The sequence below is a fragment of the Streptomyces venezuelae ATCC 10712 genome (assembly GCF_008639165.1).
Lineage (GTDB): Bacteria > Actinomycetota > Actinomycetes > Streptomycetales > Streptomycetaceae > Streptomyces > Streptomyces venezuelae.
Map to the genome: position 1 here is coordinate 3,562,909 of NZ_CP029197.1, position 17,523 is coordinate 3,580,431.

The 17,523-nt window shown below is 71.7% G+C and carries 17 protein-coding genes; 10 read left to right on the top strand and 7 right to left on the bottom strand.

Annotation, left to right across the window (positions count from 1 at the left end; all coding sequences use genetic code 11):
• The first annotated feature begins 164 nt into the window (after positions 1 to 164).
• From DEJ43_RS16205 to DEJ43_RS16230, 6 genes are all read left to right on the top strand, one after another.
• Positions 165 to 2,009, top strand: a complete 1,845-nt coding sequence (locus DEJ43_RS16205; protein ID WP_015034450.1) for a phosphatidylglycerol lysyltransferase domain-containing protein — start codon at positions 165 to 167, stop codon at positions 2,007 to 2,009.
• Between the two features lie 28 nt (positions 2,010 to 2,037).
• On the top strand, positions 2,038 to 2,898 hold the full coding sequence (gene folP / locus DEJ43_RS16210; RefSeq protein WP_015034451.1) for a dihydropteroate synthase: 861 nt from the start codon (positions 2,038 to 2,040) through the stop codon (positions 2,896 to 2,898).
• A complete protein-coding gene (locus DEJ43_RS16215; protein WP_015034452.1) occupies positions 2,895 to 3,380 on the top strand; it encodes a nuclear transport factor 2 family protein in 486 nt (161 codons plus the stop codon). Before folP ends, DEJ43_RS16215 begins: the two co-directional genes overlap by 4 nt.
• Before the next feature lie 136 nt (positions 3,381 to 3,516).
• Positions 3,517 to 3,876, top strand: a complete 360-nt coding sequence (gene folB, locus DEJ43_RS16220) for a dihydroneopterin aldolase (protein WP_015034453.1) — start codon at positions 3,517 to 3,519, stop codon at positions 3,874 to 3,876.
• Positions 3,873 to 4,472: a 2-amino-4-hydroxy-6-hydroxymethyldihydropteridine diphosphokinase gene (gene folK, locus DEJ43_RS16225; protein WP_015034454.1), complete on the top strand. Its 600-nt coding sequence runs from the start codon at positions 3,873 to 3,875 to the stop codon at positions 4,470 to 4,472. Before folB ends, folK begins: the two co-directional genes overlap by 4 nt.
• Positions 4,473 to 4,535: 63 nt before the next feature.
• Positions 4,536 to 5,024, top strand: a complete 489-nt coding sequence (locus DEJ43_RS16230; RefSeq protein ID WP_015034455.1) for a DUF3180 domain-containing protein — start codon at positions 4,536 to 4,538, stop codon at positions 5,022 to 5,024.
• A 19-nt stretch (positions 5,025 to 5,043) separates the two neighbouring features.
• On the opposite strand, the gene folE is transcribed toward DEJ43_RS16230, so the two are convergent.
• The 6 genes from folE to dacB form a co-directional block, all read right to left on the bottom strand.
• Positions 5,044 to 5,649, bottom strand: coding sequence for a GTP cyclohydrolase I FolE (folE, locus tag DEJ43_RS16235; RefSeq protein ID WP_015034456.1), 606 nt, complete (start codon positions 5,647 to 5,649; stop codon positions 5,044 to 5,046).
• 98 nt (positions 5,650 to 5,747) lie between these two features.
• Positions 5,748 to 7,766, bottom strand: a complete 2,019-nt coding sequence (gene ftsH, locus DEJ43_RS16240) for an ATP-dependent zinc metalloprotease FtsH (protein WP_015034457.1) — start codon at positions 7,764 to 7,766, stop codon at positions 5,748 to 5,750.
• A gap of 183 nt (positions 7,767 to 7,949) precedes the next feature.
• Positions 7,950 to 8,489, bottom strand: coding sequence for a hypoxanthine phosphoribosyltransferase (gene hpt, locus DEJ43_RS16245; RefSeq protein ID WP_030219931.1), 540 nt, complete (start codon positions 8,487 to 8,489; stop codon positions 7,950 to 7,952).
• A 41-nt stretch (positions 8,490 to 8,530) separates the two neighbouring features.
• Positions 8,531 to 9,538 carry a tRNA lysidine(34) synthetase TilS gene (gene tilS, locus DEJ43_RS16250; protein ID WP_015034459.1) on the bottom strand — a complete coding sequence of 336 codons (1,008 nt, stop codon included), beginning with the start codon at positions 9,536 to 9,538 and terminating at the stop codon, positions 8,531 to 8,533.
• Positions 9,539 to 9,745: 207 nt separating this feature from the next.
• A complete protein-coding gene (locus DEJ43_RS16255; RefSeq protein WP_015034460.1) occupies positions 9,746 to 10,885 on the bottom strand; it encodes a zinc-dependent metalloprotease in 1,140 nt (379 codons plus the stop codon).
• Positions 10,886 to 10,992: 107 nt separating this feature from the next.
• The gene (gene dacB, locus DEJ43_RS16260) at positions 10,993 to 12,396 is read right to left on the bottom strand and encodes a D-alanyl-D-alanine carboxypeptidase/D-alanyl-D-alanine endopeptidase (protein ID WP_015034461.1); all 1,404 of its coding nucleotides are present in this window, start codon (positions 12,394 to 12,396) and stop codon (positions 10,993 to 10,995) included.
• Positions 12,397 to 12,499: 103 nt separating this feature from the next.
• Here dacB and DEJ43_RS16265 point away from each other — a divergent pair, with 103 nt between their 5' ends.
• Both DEJ43_RS16265 and DEJ43_RS16270 read left to right on the top strand, forming a co-directional pair.
• The gene (locus DEJ43_RS16265) at positions 12,500 to 12,991 is read left to right on the top strand and encodes an inorganic diphosphatase (RefSeq protein ID WP_015034462.1); all 492 of its coding nucleotides are present in this window, start codon (positions 12,500 to 12,502) and stop codon (positions 12,989 to 12,991) included.
• A 139-nt stretch (positions 12,992 to 13,130) separates the two neighbouring features.
• On the top strand, positions 13,131 to 14,801 hold the full coding sequence (locus tag DEJ43_RS16270; protein WP_015034463.1) for a threonine/serine exporter family protein: 1,671 nt from the start codon (positions 13,131 to 13,133) through the stop codon (positions 14,799 to 14,801).
• A 78-nt stretch (positions 14,802 to 14,879) separates the two neighbouring features.
• Here the strand turns inward: DEJ43_RS16270 and DEJ43_RS16275 are convergent, their stop codons facing one another.
• On the bottom strand, positions 14,880 to 15,584 hold the full coding sequence (locus tag DEJ43_RS16275; RefSeq protein ID WP_015034464.1) for a DedA family protein: 705 nt from the start codon (positions 15,582 to 15,584) through the stop codon (positions 14,880 to 14,882).
• 151 nt (positions 15,585 to 15,735) lie between these two features.
• Between DEJ43_RS16275 and DEJ43_RS16280 the strand changes: the two genes are divergently transcribed.
• Together DEJ43_RS16280 and DEJ43_RS16285 are read left to right on the top strand one after the other, a co-directional pair.
• On the top strand, positions 15,736 to 16,104 hold the full coding sequence (locus tag DEJ43_RS16280) for a YbjQ family protein (protein ID WP_015034465.1): 369 nt from the start codon (positions 15,736 to 15,738) through the stop codon (positions 16,102 to 16,104).
• Positions 16,105 to 16,199: 95 nt separating this feature from the next.
• On the top strand, positions 16,200 to 17,489 hold the full coding sequence (locus DEJ43_RS16285; protein ID WP_015034466.1) for an ion channel protein: 1,290 nt from the start codon (positions 16,200 to 16,202) through the stop codon (positions 17,487 to 17,489).
• Positions 17,490 to 17,523 lie beyond the last annotated feature (34 nt).

A 17,523-nucleotide genomic window follows, 5' to 3' on the forward strand; every position in this document is an offset into this window, starting at 1 on the left:
GACGACCGAGCCTTCCTTTCCAAGAATTTCCTGTGAACCGATGAACCCGACCCCGCACGGCTCCGTCCTAGAAGGCGCACCAACCGGAACGGCCCGCCGAACGCGCCGCAGGGCCCGCCCGGAATCAAGGACCCTTCGCAGGACCACGGGAAGCACGGGAAGCCATGTCTGTCACAGTAGATGGGGACAAATCAGGATTGGTTCCGGTTCGAGTACGCCGGATTCTCCGCGGCCCACGGCCCGAGAAGGTCCCCGCGCTCGTCGGCACCGCCTGCACCCTGATCGGCCTGATCGACATCGCCGCAGGAGTCTTCCCCCGCTTCCGCGCCAGCCGCATGCACGCCCTCGCGGAAGTCCTCCCCGGCACCCTCGGCCCCCTCTCCGCCGCCCTCTCCCTCAGCGTCGGCGTCCTCCTCCTGCTGCTCGCCCACGGCCTCAAGCGACACAAGCGCCGCGCCTGGCGCGCCGCCGTCGTCCTGCTGCCCCTCGGCGCCGCCGCCCAGTTCATCTGGCGCCACTCCGTCCTCGGCGCCCTCCTCTCCCTCGTACTCCTCACCCTCCTCGTACGCCACCGAGGCGAGTTCGCCGCCCTCCCCGACCCCCGCAGCCGCTGGCGCGCACTCGCCAACTTCGTCGTCATGGGCGCCGGCTCCATCGCCCTCGGCCTCGTCATCGTCAGCGCCCACCCGCGCCGCGTCATCGGCGACCCCAGCCTCGCCGACCGCCTCGAACACGTCCTCTACGGACTCTTCGGCGCCGAAGGCCCCGTCGGCTACAGCAACGGCGTCGACTGGACCGTCGGCTACTCCCTCGGCGCCCTCGGCATGCTCACCGCCCTCACCACCATCTACCTGGCCTTCCGCCCCGAACACCCCGCCGCCCGCCTCACCGCAGAGGACGAGATCAGGCTCCGCGCCCTCCTCGACCAGCACGGCGGCCGCGACTCCCTCGGCCACTTCGCGCTCCGCAGCGACAAGGGCGTCGTCTTCTCCCCCAGCGGCAAGGCCGCCGTCTGCTACCGCGTCGTCTCCGGCGTGATGCTCGCCAGCGGCGACCCCATCGGCGACGTCGAAGCCTGGCCCGGCGCCATCGAACGCTTCATGGACGAGGCCAAGGCCCACTCCTGGACCCCCGCCGTGATGGGCTGCTCCGAGACCGGCGGCCAGGTCTGGACCCGCGAAACCGGCCTCGACGCCCTCGAACTCGGCGACGAGGCGGTCGTCGACGTCGAGGATTTCTCGCTCTCCGGACGGGCCATGCGCAACGTCCGCCAGATGGTGAAGCGCATCGAACGCAACGGCTACACCACCCAGGTCCGCCGCGTCCGTGACCTCGACGACGCCGAACTCGAACGCGTCCGCCGCGCCGCCGCCGACTGGCGCGGCACCGACACCGAACGCGGCTTCTCCATGGCCCTCGGCCGCATCGGCGCCCCCGGCGACGGCGACGCCGTCATAGCGACCGCCCACAAGAGCGACACCGACGACGACCTCACCTCCCCCTACGGCGACCTCAAGGCGATCATCCACTTCGTCCCCTGGGGCCGGGACGGCATGTCCCTGGAACTCATGCGCCGCGACCGCTCCGCCGACCCCGGCATGAACGAGCTCCTCATCGTCGCCGCCCTCCAGGCCTCCCCCGGCCTCGGCATCGCGCGCGTGTCCCTCAACTTCGCCATGTTCCGCTCCGCCCTCGCCCGCGGCGAGAAGATCGGCGCGGGCCCCGTCCTGCGCGTCTGGCGCGGACTGCTCGTCTTCCTCTCCCGCTGGTTCCAGATCGAATCGCTGTACAAGTTCAACGCCAAGTTCCGGCCCCGCTGGGAGCCCCGCTTCGTCGTCTACCGCACCAGCCGCGACCTCCCCCGCATCGGCTTCGCCGCCATGCAGGCCGAAGGCTTCGTGAACTTCTCCCTGCCCCGCCCCTTCGCCCGCAGGCGCCCCGCCCCCACCCCCCGGCCCTGCGCGCACATCGTCCCCACCCCCTCGGAGCACGAGGTCCGCGCGGCCTGATCCCGCCCCCGGGCCCTACGCTGGACACATGAGTACGACGACCGACCGGGGTACGGCCCGGGGCCTGCCGGAGTGGGACCGCTGCGCGGTCATGGGCGTGGTCAACGTGACCCCCGACTCCTTCTCCGACGGCGGCCGCTGGTTCGACACCACGGCCGCCGTCAAACACGGCCTCGACCTCGTCGCCCAAGGCGCCGACCTCGTCGACGTCGGCGGCGAGTCCACTCGCCCCGGCGCCAGCCGCGTCGACGAGGAGGAAGAACTCCGCCGCGTCGTCCCCGTCGTCCGCGGCCTCGCCGCCGAAGGCGTCACCGTCTCCGTCGACACGATGCGGGCCGGCGTCGCCGCCCGCGCCGTCGAAGCCGGCGCCGTCCTCGTCAACGACGTCAGCGGCGGCCTCGCCGACCCCGCCATGGTCCCCGCCGTCGCCGCCGCCGAGGTCCCCTTCGTCGTCATGCACTGGCGCGGATTCAGCCAGGACATGAACAGCCTCGCCGTCTACGACGACGTCGTCACCGAGGTCCTCGGCGAACTCCGCACCCGCCTCGAAGCCGTCGTCGACGGCGGCATCGACCCCGAACGGATCATCGTCGACCCCGGCCTCGGCTTCGCCAAGCTCGCCCCCCACGACCTGGCCCTCGTCGCCCACCTCCGCGAGCTCCGCGCCCTCGGCCGCCCCCTCCTCGTCGCCGCCTCCCGCAAGCGTTTCCTCGGCCACGTCCTCACCCGCGAGGGCTCCACCCCGCCCCCCGCCCGCGAACGCGACGCCGCCACCGCCGCCGTCTCCGCCCTCGCCGCCCACGCCGGCGCCTGGGCCGTCCGCGTCCACGAGGTCAGGGCCACCGCCGACGCCGTACGGGTCGCCCGCGCCGTCGAGGGAGCCGCGTGAGCCGCACCGCCGACGAGGCGGCCGTCGAAGCCGCCAACACCGCCTTCTACGAGGCGATGGAGACCGGCGACTTCGAAGGCGTCTCCGCGCTCTGGCTCGACGACGGAGCCACCCCCATCACCTGCGTCCACCCCGGCTGGCCCGTCCTCACCGGCCGCGGCGAGGTGCTCCGCTCGTACGCGCTGATCATGGCGAACACCGAGTACATCCAGTTCTTCCTCACCGACCTCAAGATCTCCCTCGCCGGGAACACCGCCGTCGTCACCTGCACCGAGAACATCCTCAGCGGCGGACCCCCCGAGGACGGCGCCGAACTGGGACCCCTCGTCGGCCAGCTCGTCGTCGCCACCAATGTGTTCCGCCACACATCCGACGGCTGGCGGATCTGGTCCCACCACGCCTCCCCGGTCCTCGCGGACACCGACGACACCGAGGAAACCGGCGACCCCGGAGACGACGAGCCCCGCCCCGACCAGGCTTGAGCCCCCCTCCACCGGCCCGCCCGCGGCCCCCCGAGGGCAAGGTCTGTCGGTCCCCGCAGGTAGATTCGATGCTGGACACCCGGCCGTCCGCACCCGGCTGCGTGGCCACCGAACTACGACAGCAGGAGTGATTCGCGTGGATCGTGTCGCGCTGCGCGGCCTCAAGGCCCGGGGCCACCACGGCGTCTTCCCCAAGGAGCGCGAGGAGGGCCAGACCTTCATCGTGGACCTGGTCCTCGGCCTGGACACCCGCCCGGCGGCCGCCGACGACGACCTGACCAAGACCGTGCACTACGGGGTCGTCGCCGAAGAGGTCGTGGACGTCGTCCAGGGCGAGCCCGTCGACCTCATCGAGACCCTCGCCGAGCGCATCGCCCAGCAATGCCTCAGCCACGCCGGGGTACAAGAGGTGGAGGTCGTCGTCCACAAGCCGGACGCGCCCATCACCGTGCCGTTCGACGACGTGACCATCACGATCACCCGGAGCCGACGATGAAGCCGACGCAGAGCGACCCCACCGTCCAGCCCGTACCGGCCTCCGTCGTCGCGACCGTCGACGCCGCCGACACGACGCTGTCCAACCCCCGCTGGGCCGTCGTGGCCCTCGGCGCCAACCTCGGCAACCGCCTGGAGACCCTCCAGGGGGCCGTCGACGCCCTCGCCGACACCCCCGGCCTCCGCGTCAAGGCCGTCTCCCCGGTGTACGAGACGGAGCCCTGGGGCGTCGAGCCCGGCACCCAGCCCTCGTACCTCAACGCCGTCGCGCTCCTCAAGACGACCCTGCCGCCCTCCTCCCTCCTGGAGCGGGCCCACGCCGTCGAGGAGGCCTTCCACCGCGTCCGCGAGGAGCACTGGGGCGCCCGCACCATCGACGTCGACATCGTCGCCTACGCGGACGTGGTCTCCGACGACCCCGTCCTCACCCTCCCGCACCCCCGCGCCCACCAGCGCGCCTTCGTGCTCGCCCCCTGGCACGACGTGGACCCCGAGGCCCAGCTCCCCGGCCACGGACCGGTCACCGAGCTCCTCGCCGCCGTCGGCGGCGAAGGCATCGCCCGCCGCGCCGACCTGGAACTCCGTCTGCCCGAGTAGTCGTTACGCTTCGTGGCAGACCGCCCCGCGGACCACGACCGACGATCAGGAGAAGGACACCCGGTGAAACAACTGCGGCTGAAGGTGCTCGCCGGACTGTTCCTCGTGGCCGGCATCCTCTCCTGGGGCGCCGCCCGGCTCTGGGACTCGGTCGGCACCCTCCCCAGCGTGCCGATCGCCGCGCCCATCGTCCTCGCCGTGATCGCGGTCGTCCTGACGGCGACCGCCCTCTCCATCCGGGTCCGCCTCAAGGCCCAGCGCGACCGCCGCCCCGGCGCCAAGGGGGTCGAACCCCTCATGGCGGCCCGCGCGGTCGTCTTCGGCCAGGCGAGCGCCCTGGTGGCCGCCCTCGTCGCCGGCATGTACGGCGGCACGGGCGTCTTCCTCCTCGGCTCCCTCGACGTCCCCGCCCGCCGCGACCAGGCCCTCTACGCGGCCCTCTCGGTCGCGGCAGGCATCGCCGTCATCGCCGCCGCCCTCTTCCTGGAGCGCGTCTGCAGACTCCCGGAGGACGAGGACAACGGCGAAGGCCCGGGCAAGGCCCGGGCCTGATCCGGTCCGTCGTGGCGCGTCAGCGCGCCATGATGAGGCTCATCGCCTCGGCGCGGGTCGCGGGGTCGCGCAGCTGGCCGCGGACGGCCGAGGTGATCGTCTTGGCGCCCGGCTTGCGGATGCCGCGCATGGACATGCACATGTGCTCGCACTCGAAGACCACGATGACGCCCCGCGGCTCCAGGATGTCCATCAGGGAGTCCGCCACCTGGGTGGTCAACCGTTCCTGCACCTGGGGACGGCGGGCGTAGACGTCGACGAGCCGGGCCAGCTTCGACAGGCCGGTGATCTTGCCGGACGTCGACGGGATGTAACCGACGTGGGCGACGCCCCGGAACGGTACGAGATGGTGCTCACATGTCGAGTACACCTCAATGTCCTTGACTAGCACCATCTCGTCGTGACCGAGATCGAACGTCGTCGTCAGCACGCCCTCGGGCACCTGCCACAGGCCCGCGAATATCTCCTTGTACGCCCGCGCCACCCGCGCCGGCGTCTCCCTCAGGCCCTCACGGTCCGGGTCCTCGCCGACCGCGATGAGGAGCTCCCGCACGGCGGCCTCGGCGCGCTTCTCGTCGAACTCGCCGATCGTGCCCTCGCCGTCCAGCGTCACCGGGTCGGTCATCTCTGTGCCTCGTTCCGTCTGGCTGATAGTGCGCGAAATGCCGCGCCCCCACAGGCTAAAACCTGTGGGGGCGCGGCAGCCATTCCGGGGTGGCGCGGTCAGTCCTCCGGGGTGTCCACCGGGGCGATCTCGATGCCCTTCGTGGTGTCGACCGCGGGGGTCGCCGAGCCGTTCGCGCTGTTCGTCAGGGCGAGCTCCTTGGGGGAGAGCACCGGCGGACGCGTGGACGGGGTACGGCGGGAGGATCCGGTCCAGGCCGGGCGGGCCGGGCGCTTGACGATGGGGGTGAAGATCTCGGCGATCTCCTCCTTGCCCAGCGTCTCCTTCTCCAGGAGGGCGAGGACCAGGTTGTCGAGAACGTCGCGGTTCTCGACGAGGATCTCCCAGGCCTCGTTGTGCGCGGTCTCGATGAGCTTCTTGACCTCTTCGTCGACCAGCGCCGCGACCTCTTCCGAGTAGTCGCGCTGGTGCGCCATCTCACGGCCGAGGAACGGCTCGGTGTTGTCGCCACCGAACTTGATCGCGCCGAGACGCTCGGTCATGCCGTACTGCGTGACCATCGCGCGAGCGGTGGCCGTGGCCTTCTCGATGTCGTTCGCCGCGCCCGTGGTCGGGTCGTGGAAGACGAGCTCCTCGGCCGCGCGGCCGCCCAGCATGTAGGCCAGCTGGTCGAGCATCTCGTTGCGGGTGGTCGAGTACTTGTCCTCGTCCGGCAGGACCATCGTGTAGCCCAGGGCGCGGCCGCGGGACAGGATGGTGATCTTGTGGACGGGGTCGGAGTTCGGCGAGGCCGCCGCGACGAGGGCGTGGCCGCCCTCGTGGTACGCGGTGATCTTCTTCTCCTTGTCCGACATGATCCGGGTCCGCTTCTGCGGGCCCGCGACCACACGGTCGATCGCCTCGTCCAGAGCCTTGTTGTCGATCAGCTTCTGGTCGCTGCGGGCGGTGAGGAGCGCCGCCTCGTTGAGGACGTTGGAGAGGTCCGCGCCGGTGAAGCCGGGGGTGCGTCGGGCGACGGCGCCGAGGTCGACGTCCGGGGCGACCGGCTTGCCCTTCTGGTGGACCTTGAGGATCTCCAGACGGCCCTGCATGTCGGGGCGGTCGACGGCGATCTGGCGGTCGAACCGGCCGGGGCGCAGGAGGGCGGGGTCGAGGATGTCGGGCCGGTTCGTGGCGGCGATCAGGATGACGCCGCCCTTCACGTCGAAGCCGTCCATCTCGACGAGGAGCTGGTTGAGGGTCTGCTCGCGCTCGTCGTGGCCGCCGCCGAGGCCGGCGCCGCGGTGGCGTCCGACGGCGTCGATCTCGTCGACGAAGACGATGGCCGGCGCGTTGGCCTTGGCCTGCTCGAAGAGGTCGCGGACCCGGGAGGCGCCGACACCGACGAACATCTCGACGAAGTCGGAGCCGGAGATCGAGTAGAACGGCACCCCGGCCTCGCCGGCGACGGCGCGCGCGAGGAGCGTCTTGCCGGTTCCGGGCGGGCCGTAGAGCAGGACGCCCTTGGGGATCTTGGCGCCGACGGCCTGGAACTTCGCGGGCTCCTGGAGGAATTCCTTGATCTCGTGGAGTTCCTCGACGGCCTCGTCCGAGCCGGCGACGTCGGCGAAGGTGGTCTTCGGCGTGTCCTTGGTGATGAGCTTCGCCTTGGACTTCCCGAACTGCATGACGCGGGAGCCGCCGCCCTGCATCTGGTTCATCAGGAAGAGGAAGACGACCACGATGAGGACGAAGGGGAGGAGCGAGAGCAGGATCGAGACGAAGGGCGACTGCTTCGTCGGGGAGACGGTGTAGCCCTTCTCGATCTGCCCGGCCTCGAACTTCTCCTGCAGCTTGTCCGCGACGTCGACGCCCTGGGAGCCGATGTAGCTGGCCTGGACCTTGCTGCTGTTGTCGATCTTCTGACCGTCGACGAGTTCGATCTTGATGATCTGCTCGTCACCGGTGGTGACCTTTGCCTGCTTGACCTGGTTCTTGTCGATCGCCTGGACGACCTTGCCGGTGTCCACCGTCTTGTAGCCCTCGGACGAGCCGACGACCTGCATCAGCACGACCACGGCGAGGACGGCCAGCACGATCCACATGACCGGCCCACGGAAGTATCGCTTCACGTCCATCCATACGGAGCGAGAACGCCCCGTCCCTCCTGCCCGTAGGAAAATGCTGCTGTGAGAGCTGCTGTGTGAAAAAGCTGTTCTTCGGACGGTACCTCAGCATCGTCGCCCGCGACCGCCTTCCCGTGGTTCAACGGAGGGAAGGCGGTGCGGGTTCCCCGAACGCCCGGGCCGACGGCGTGGCCGTCAGCCGCCGTAGACGTGCGGAGCGAGCGTGCCGACGAACGGAAGGTTCCGGTACTTCTCGGCGTAGTCGAGGCCGTAGCCCACGACGAACTCGTTGGGAATGTCGAAGCCGATCCACTTGACGTCGATCGCGACCTTCGCGGCCTCGGGCTTGCGCAGCAGCGTGCAGACCTCGAGGGAGGCGGGCTCGCGCGAGCCGAGGTTCGACAGCAGCCAGGACAGCGTCAGGCCGGAGTCGATGATGTCCTCGACGATCAGGACGTGCTTGCCCTTGATGTCGGTGTCGAGGTCCTTGAGGATCCTGACGACGCCCGAGGACTGGGTGCCGGCGCCGTAGGAGGACACGGCCATCCAGTCCATGGTGACGGGGGTGGAAAGGGCGCGAGCCAGATCCGCCATCACCATCACCGCGCCCTTGAGGACGCCGACGATGAGCAGGTCCTTGCCCGCGTATTCCGCGTCGATCTTCGCGGCCAGCTCTGCCAGCTTGGCGTCGATCTCTTCCTTGGTGATGAGCACCGACTGGAGGTCGGTGCCCATGTCCTTCTCGTTCACCCGGGTCACTTTCGTTGCAGCGTGCGTCAGCCTTGCCGGATGACCAGTCTGCCACCCTGGCGGCGGGCTTCGACGCGGCCGGGCAGGTTGATGGCTCCCTGGCCGCGCCAGCCGGTGATGAGCCGGTCGACTTCTTCGATGTGCCGGGCGAAGAGGGAGCCGGCGGGGGCGCCCTCGGCGATGACGGCGCGGCGCAGGACGCGGCGGCGTACGGCGGGGGGCAGCCCGTGGAGCTTGGCGCACTCCAGGGCGCCCGCCTCGTCGCGTACGGAGGTCTCGGCGTCGGCCGCCCAGGTGTCGAGGGCGTCCGCGTCGTCCCGGGAGAGCTGGGCCGTTCGGGCGAGGGCTTCGACGACGCCTTTGCCGAGGGCCTTCTCGAGGGCGGGGAGGCCTTCGTGGCGGAGCCGCGAGCGGGTGTAGGCGGGGTCGCTGTTGTGGGGGTCGTCCCAGACGGCGAGTTCCTGTGCGACGCAGGCCTTGCGGACGGTCTGCCGGTCGAGCTGGAGGAAGGGGCGCCGGTAGCGGCCGGAGGCGCCGGAGATGGCGGCCATGCCGGAGAGCGAGCGGATGCCGGAGCCCCTGGCGAGTCCGAGCAGGACGGTTTCGGCCTGGTCGTCGCGGGTGTGGCCGAGGAGGATCGCGGCGGCTCCGTGGCGTTCGGCGGCGGCGTCGAGGGCCGCGTACCGCGCGTCGCGGGCCGCTGCCTCGGGGCCTCCTTCGCGGCCGACGGTGACGGCGACGGCCTCGGAGGGGGTGAGGCCGAGGGCGGTCATGCGGCCGACGACCTCGCCGGCGCGGGTGTCGGAGCCGTCCTGGAGTCCGTGGTCGACGGTGATGCCGCCGGCGCGCACGGGGAGCTTGCGGGCCTCGAAGGCGAGGGCGGAGGCGAGCGCCATGGAGTCGGCGCCGCCGGAGCAGGCGACGAGCACGAGGGGGGTGTGCTCGGCGTCCGTGGTGGTGTGCTCGGTGAGAACGTCGTGGAGTACGCGGCGGACCGCCAGGCGTATCGCCGCGACCGCAGGATGGGGACCCATGTCCGGTGCCCTTCGTGATGGGGTGGGGTGCCTCGGTCGGAGTCTTAACGGTCGGAAAGGGGGGTTCGGTCACTCAGAGTGCGTCGATGGTGACAGAAACCCGGCCGTTACCCGAGCATTGCACGCCTCACCCCATGCTCAGGGTCCCTCGGATGGGTGATTGGTGGGGTGTTCGGACGTGTTCCTGTGCCGTCTGCCGCACCTGTCTCATGAGTCTGCCTTACGGTGCACCCTCGCGATCCAGTCGGCGGGGGCGGCGATCTCGGTCTTGGTGGGGAGCGTGTTGGGGGAGGTCCACACGCGGTTGAACCCGTCCATGCCGACCTGGTCGACGACGGCGCGGACGAACCGCTCGCCGTCGCGGTACTGGCGGAGCTTGGCGTCGAGGCCGAGGAGCTTGCGCAGGGCGAGGTCGAGGCGGGAGGCGCCGCGTGCGCGGCGCTGCTGGAACTTCTCGCGGATCTCGGCGACCGAGGGCACGACCTGCGGTCCGACGCCGTCCATGACGTAGTCGGCGTGGCCTTCGAGGAGGGACATGACGGCGGTGAGGCGGCCGAGGATCTCGCGCTGCTCGGGGGTCTGGACGAGTTCGACGAGGGAGGGGGCGGGTTCGCCCTCCTCGGCTTCGGGGCGGCCGCCGACGAGGGTCTGGGCGGCCTCGCCGAGGCGTTCGACGACGGTGCCGGGGTCGACGTCGGTGGCGGCGAGGAACGACTGGATTTCGCCCTGCAGATGGTCGCGGAGCCAGGGGACGCCGGTGAACTGGGTGCGGTGGGTCTCCTCGTGGAGGCAGACCCAGAGCCGGAAGTCGTGCGGGGAGACCTCCAGTTCGCGTTCGACGTGGACGATGTTGGGGGCGACCAGGAGGAGGCGCCCCGCGCCGGCGGGGCCGGCGGGCAGGTCGCGGGTGGCGGGGGCGAAGGTCTCGTACTGGCCGAGGATGCGGGAGGCCAGGAACGACAGGAGCATGCCGAGTTCGACGCCGGTGACCTTGCCGCCGACGGCGCCGAGGACGGCGCTGCCGGGGGTGGAGGCGCGGCGCTCCTGCATCTTGCCGAGGAGCGGGGTGAGGAGTTCGCGGAAGCCGGCGACGTTGGCCTTGATCCAGCCCGCCCGGTCGACGACGAGGACGGGGGTGTCGTGCGGCTCGCCGCCCTCGGGGATCATCCGCGTGTAGGCGCGGACGTGTTCCTCGGAGGCTTTCGCGTGCCTGCGGAGTTCGGCGACGACCTCGCGGGCCTCGTCGCGGCTGACTTCGGGTCCGGGCCGCACGAGGCGGGTCGCGGTCGCGACCGCGAGGTTCCAGTCGACCATCCCGGATGTGCCTGCGCCACCGATGCTCGTCATGCGTCAACCGTACGGTCTCGGGGGCCGTTCGGTGCGGGTTCGGGACGCCTTCGGTGCGGGTCGGGAGGCGGCCGGGGCTCTCGCGGCCCGGACGGCGGGCCTCCCGCCTACCGCTGTCCGGTGAGGGCGGCGGAGAGACGGTCGAGGGCGGGCTGGGCTTCGTACGGGGAGAGGGTGCGGCCGGCGAGGAAGGCGAAGGCGAGCAGTCGGCCGTCGGCGGTGACGACGGTCCCGGCGAGGGTGTTGACGCCGGTGAGCGTGCCGGTCTTGGCGCGGACGAGTCCGGCGCCCGCGGTGGCGGGGGCGGTGTCGAAGCGGCCGGCGAGGGTGCCGGTGAAGCCGCCGACGGGGAGTCCGGTGAGGAGCGGGCGCAGGGCGGGGCGCGCGGGGTCGGCCGCGCGGGTGAGGAGTCCGGTGAGGAGGGCGGCGGAGACGCGGTCGCGGCGGTCGAGTCCGCTGCCGTCGGCGAAGCGGGCGCCGGCGACGGGGAGGCCGAGCCGGGCGAGTTCGTCGCGTACGGCCTTGGCGGCGCCGTCGAAGCTCGCGGGCTGTTTGCGGGCGAGGGCGGTCTGCCGGGCGAGGGCTTCGGCGAGGTCGTTGTCGCTGTGGGTGAGGGTGCGCTCGACGAGGTCGGCGAGCGGGGCGGAGTACGTACGGGCCAGGGGGGCGGCCTTGGGGGCGCGGCCGGGGGCCGGGTCGCCGGTGACCTTGACGCCGGCCCGGGTGAGGAGGTCCGCGAAGGCGGCGGCGGTGTCGCCGGCCGGGTCGCCGCTGCGGGGCGCGGGTCCGCTCCGGCTGTCGTCGAGGCGTCCTTCGGTGGTCATGAGGGCGACGACGGGGGCGAGGTTCTCGTTGGGTCCGATGGGGTGGAGCGAGGGGCCCGGGTAGAGGCTCGTGTCGTACGTGAGGCGTACGGAGGTGTGGCCGCGGGCGGTGAGGGCCCGGGCTGTGTCGGTGGCGAGCGCCTTCAGCCGGGCCGGGTCGAGGGTGGGGTCGCCGCCGCCGGTGAGGGTGACCGTCCGGCCGTCGGGGGCGGCGGTGACGGTGGTGGGGATGCGGTGGTCGGGGCCGAGGGCGGAGAGCGCGGCCGCGCTGGTGGCGATCTTGACGGTGGAGGCGGGTGTCATGGGGGTGCCGGCCCCTTCGCCGTACAGCTGCTTCCCGGTCGCGGTGTCGACGACGGACGCGGTGCGCAGCGGGCCGAGGCCGGGGTCGGCGAGGAGGGGCACGAGGACGGCGGCGAGGTCGGCCGGACGTCCGGCCGGGGCGGGGGCGTGCAGGGCGGTGAGGACGCCGGGGGCGCTCGGCGCGGGCGCGGGGCGCCGCGGCGGGGCGGGGGCGGCGGGCGGGGCGTGATGTGCGCCACCTGCCGCCGGGGCGGCGGCGCGGGCCCGCTCGGCCGTACGCTGACCGGAGTCCCACGGCCCGGCCGCGGTCACCGCCACGGCGGCCAGGGCCAGTCCGAGGACGGCGGAGCCCGCCGTGAGCTGCCACACCCTCGGCTCGGGCATTGCTGACCAGCCCCTTTCGCGATCACACACGTGCGTGAGGGACACTTAACCACCGCGCGTCGTCGCGAGCATTCACTTGTGTTTGATTCAGGAGGAGCCACCCGTGGAGTTCGACGTTCTCATCGAGATCCCCAAGGGATCGCGTAACAAGTACGAGGTCGACCACGAGACCGGCCGCATCCGTCTGGACCGTCGCCTGTTCACGTCGACGGCCTACCCGACCGACTACGGCTACGTCGAGAACACCCTCGGTGAGGACGGCGACCCGCTGGACGCGCTCGTGATCCTCGACGAGCCCACCTTCCCGGGCTGCCTGATCAAGTGCCGCGCCATCGGCATGTTCCGCATGACGGACGAGGCCGGCGGCGACGACAAGCTGCTGTGCGTCCCGGCGACGGACCCGCGCATGGAGCACCTGCGGGACATCCACCACGTGGCGGAGTTCGACCGCCTGGAGATCCAGCACTTCTTCGAGGTCTACAAGGACCTGGAGCCGGGCAAGTCGGTCGAGGGTGCGGACTGGGTCGGCCGCGCCGAGGCCGAGGCCGAGATCGAGAAGTCGTACGCGCGCGCCAAGGAGCAGGGCGGCCACTGAGCCGGGTCTGTTCTGAACCCGTGACGGGTTCTGTACCGATCGCGTGAAGGCGGTGCACCCAAGGGGTGCACCGCCTTTCGCACATCCGTCGCACACTCATACTGGAATCCACGGTTCCCGAGGAAGTGAGGCGGACACAGTGGTGGCGGAGCCGGACGGCTCGAAGAACGGTCCCGAGGTCGACCCGGAGGACCGGAAACCGCAGTCGGACGAGGCGCGGAGCGCGTTCGTGCCGCCCGCCGGGGTGGAGCAGCCCGCACCGCCCGAGGAGGAGCACCCGACCTCCGAGTTCGCCCTTCCGCCGGGTCTCTCGACCGAACCGCCGGCCGAGCCGGAGGGTTCGGCGTTCGCGACGCCGGCCACGTACTCGGCCAAGAACTCCCCGCCCGCCTTCACCCCCGCGTACGGGGTGCCCCTGGTACGGCTCCCGCACAACGCTCCGTGGCAGGACCGGATGCGGACCATGCTGCGGCTGCCCGTGGGTGACCGGCCGGTGCCCGAGGCGGTGCGCAAGGAGGACGAGACCGGCCCCTCCGTGCCGCGCGTGCTCGACCTGACGCTGCGCATCGGCGAGCTGCTGCTCGCGGGCGGTGAGGGCGCGGAGGACGTCGAGGCGGCGATGTTCGCGATCTGCCGCTCGTACGGTCTCGACCGGGTCGAGCCGACGGTGACGTTCACCCTGCTCTCGGTCACGTTCCAGCCCTCGCTGGTGGACGCGCCGCTCACGGCGAACCGGACGGTACGGCGCCGGGGCACGGACTACACGCGGCTCGCGTCGGTGTACACGCTGCTCGCCGACATCAACGCGCGGGCGCACGAGGTGACGCCCGAGGAGGCGTACCGGCGGCTCGCGGAGATACGGCGCAACCGGCACCCGTACCCCGGATGGGTGCTCACGGCGGCGGCGGGCGTGCTCGCCGGGGCGGCCTCGGTGCTGCTGGGCGGCGGCCCCACCGTCTTCTTCGTGGCGGCGCTGGGCGCGGTGCTCGGCGACCGGCTGGCGTGGCTGTGCGCGGGGCGCGGGCTGCCGGAGTTCTACCAGTTCCTGGTGGCGGCGATGCCGCCGGCCGCGATGGGGGTGCTGCTGACGCTGCTGCACGCGGATCTGCGGCCGTCGGCGGTGATCACCGGTGGCCTGTTCGCGCTGATCCCGGGGCGGGCGCTCGTGGCGGCCGTGCAGGACGGTCTGACCGGTTTCTACATCACGGCCTCGGCCCGGCTCCTGGAGGTCGCGTACTTCTTCGTCGCGATCGTGGTGGGCGTGCTGTCGGTGCTGTACATCGCCGTGCAGTTCGACGCCCAGCTGAACCCCGAGGGGACGCTGAAGGCGGTGGAGCGGCCGGTGACGCAGACGCTGGCCTCGATGGTGCTGTGCGCGACCTTCGCCATCCTTCTGCAGCAGTCGCGGGCGACGGTGCTCTTCGCGACGCTGAACGGCGGGGTGGCGTGGGTGGTGTACGCGTCGATCGCGGTGACCGCCGAGGGCTCGGCGGTCATGGCGACGGCGGTGGCGGCGGGGCTCGTGGGGCTCTTCGGGCAGCTGATCGCCCGGTACGAGCACACCTCGTCGCTGCCGTACGTGACGGCGGCGATCGGCCCGCTGCTGCCCGGTTCGGCGACGTACTTCGGAGTGCTGGCGATCGCCCAGAACAACCTGGACCAGGGCTTCGCCTCCCTCGCGAAGGCGTCGGCCCTGGCCCTGGCGATCGCGATCGGCGTGAACCTGGGGAGCGAGCTGGCCCGGCTCTTCATGCAGGCCCCCGGCGCCGCCGCCGCCCGCCGGGCGGCGAAGCGCACCAGGGGCTTCTAGGGGCCGGGGCTCGTACGCGACGGGGTCCCTGGCCCGTACGGAACGGGCGCCGGGGCCGTACGGGCCCGGCGCCGGGCCTCAGCGCTTGGCGTGGCGGCGGCGGGAGCCCTGCGGGTTCGGGGTGCCGGGGGCGTCGTGGTCGTCGCCGCGGGCCTGCGCCTTCTTCGACTGGGAGCGGGCGCGCAGGAACTCGATCACGATCGGGATCACGGAGATCAGGACGATCCCGACGAGGATCATCTCGATGTGCTTGTGCACGAAGTCGATCTTGCCGAGGGAGGCGCCGAGCAGGGTCACGCCCGCGCCCCAGAGCACACCGCCGATGATGTTGAACGTGATGAACGAGCGGTAGTTCATCCGGCTGACGCCCGCGATGATCGGCGTGAACGTCCGCACGATGGGCACGAAGCGGGCCAGGATCAGCGACTTCGGGCCGTGCTTCTCGAAGAACTCGTGCGCCTTCTCGACGTTCTCCTGCTTGAACAGCTTGGAGTCCGGTCGCTTGAAGAGCGCCGGGCCGACCTTCCGGCCGAACAGGTACCCGACCTGGTCACCGATGATCGCGGCGGCCACCACCAGGGTGCAGACCAGCCAGAGCGGCGTGTCCAGCTTTCCGGTGGTCACCAGCAGGCCGGTGGTGAAGAGCAGCGAGTCGCCGGGCAGGAAGAACCCGATGAGGAGGCCGGACTCGGCGAAGACGATGACCAGGACACCGATCAGACCAAAGGTCCCGATCAGATAGTCCGGGTCCAACCAGCTCGGTCCGAGGGCAAGCGTGTTCACGGGTTCCGGGCTCCTGCGGTCGGGGGGACATGGGGGGACGGCTGGCCCCAAGCTATCAACGTGAGCTGAACGCGACCGGTTCCACCCGGAGCCCACGGGATGCGAACGGGGCCCGCGCCCCTGAGGCTGAGGGCTCAGGAGGTGCATGCCGATGGGCATCGACGAGTACGGAGGCGGCCAGGGGCCGCACCCCGAGGTGCTGGTCGTCACGACGAACGACGTGCCGGGCTTCGAGGTCCGCCAGGTGATCGGTGAGGTCTTCGGACTCACCGTCCGCTCCCGCCATCTGGGCAGCCAGATCGGCGCGGGGCTCAAATCGATGATCGGCGGGGAGCTGAAGGGTCTGACGAAGACCCTGGTGCAGACCCGCAACCAGGCGATGGAACGCCTGGTGGAACAGGCTCAGGTGCGCGGCGCGAACGCCGTCCTCATGTTCCGCTTCGACGTGACGGAAGCGGCTGATGTAGGCACGGAAGTCTGCGCATACGGCACAGCCGTAGTGCTCGCCCCGCGCGCGTGAGCGGACCCGCGGGCCGCCGGGCCTACGGGCCCGGCACGTCCGTTCGAGCCTAATTTCGGAATGTTCTGCGGCATTTGCTCACTTATGGTGGGGCGGTGGCCACCGATCATGCTCCGCCCACGCCGTCACCGCCCACCGACGAGGCCCCGCTCCGGGTCCTGCTGCCCCAGGTGCTTCCCGCGCTCGCGGTCGGAGTGGGAGCCGCCCTGCTCTTCCTGGGCATCAGCGCCCTCGCGGAGAAGTTCCAGCACGTCCTGTGGAACGACCTCCCCGACGCCCTCGACATCGGCGGCCACTCCTCCCTCTGGATCATCAGCGTGCTCACCGCTGCTGGTATCGCCGTCGGCCTCGTCATCTGGAAGGTCCCCGGGCACGCCGGGCCCGACCCGGCCGCCATGGGCCTCGGCGGCCCACCGCTCGCCCCCGGGATCGTCCCCGGACTCCTGCTCGCGAGCACGCTCACCCTCGCCGGCGGAGTCAGCCTCGGCCCCGAGAACCCGATCATCGCCGCCAACATCGCCCTCGCCTTCTGGCTCGGCCGCAAGGCCGCGCCCACCCTGCCCGGCGCCTTCTGGGTCTCGCTCGCCTCCGCCGCCACCATCGGCGCCCTCTTCGGTACGCCGGTGGCCGCCGCCCTCGTCATCTCCGAGGCCCTCGTGGGCCGCCCCGGCCGTGGCTCCCTCTGGGACCGGCTCTTCGCCCCGCTCGTCGCCGCCGGGGCCGGCTCGATGACCACCCAGCTGCTCGCCGAGCCCAGCTTCGACATGGACCTCCCGCCGCTCACCGACCCCGGCTGGGACGACCTCCTCGCCGCCCTGGCGATCGCCTCGGTCGCGGCCCTCTTCGGTCTCGCCGCCTGCTACCTCTTCCCCTCCGTCCACGCCGCCTTCCGGCGGCTGCGCCACCCCATGCTGATGCTGCCCGCCGGCGGCCTCGTGCTCGGCCTCCTGGGCGCCCTCGGCGGGCACCTGACCCTCTTCAAGGGCCTGGACGAGGTCGAGGAGCTCACCTCCTCGATCGGCGGCTGGTCCTCCGGCGAACTCGCCAAGCTGGCCGTGGTCAAACTCGCCGCCCTCCTCGTCGCCGCCTCCTGCGGCTTCCGGGGCGGCCGCATCTTCCCCGCCGTCTTCGTCGGCGCGGCCTTCGGCATGCTCGCCCAGGCCCTCGTCCCCGAGGTCCACCCGGCCGTCGCCGTCTCCTCCGGCGTCCTCGGCGTCCTGCTCGCCACCACCCGGCAGGGCTGGATCAGCCTCTTCGTCGCCGCCGTCATCGCCGACTCCCCCGCGATGCTCGCCCTGCTCTGCCTGGCCTCCCTCCCCGCCTGGCTGGTCGTCACCGGCCGGCCCCAGCTCGAACTCGACGAACAGGGCAACGCCCTGCACTGACCCCGCCCCCTTCCCCTCTCCGCCCCTCGCTTCC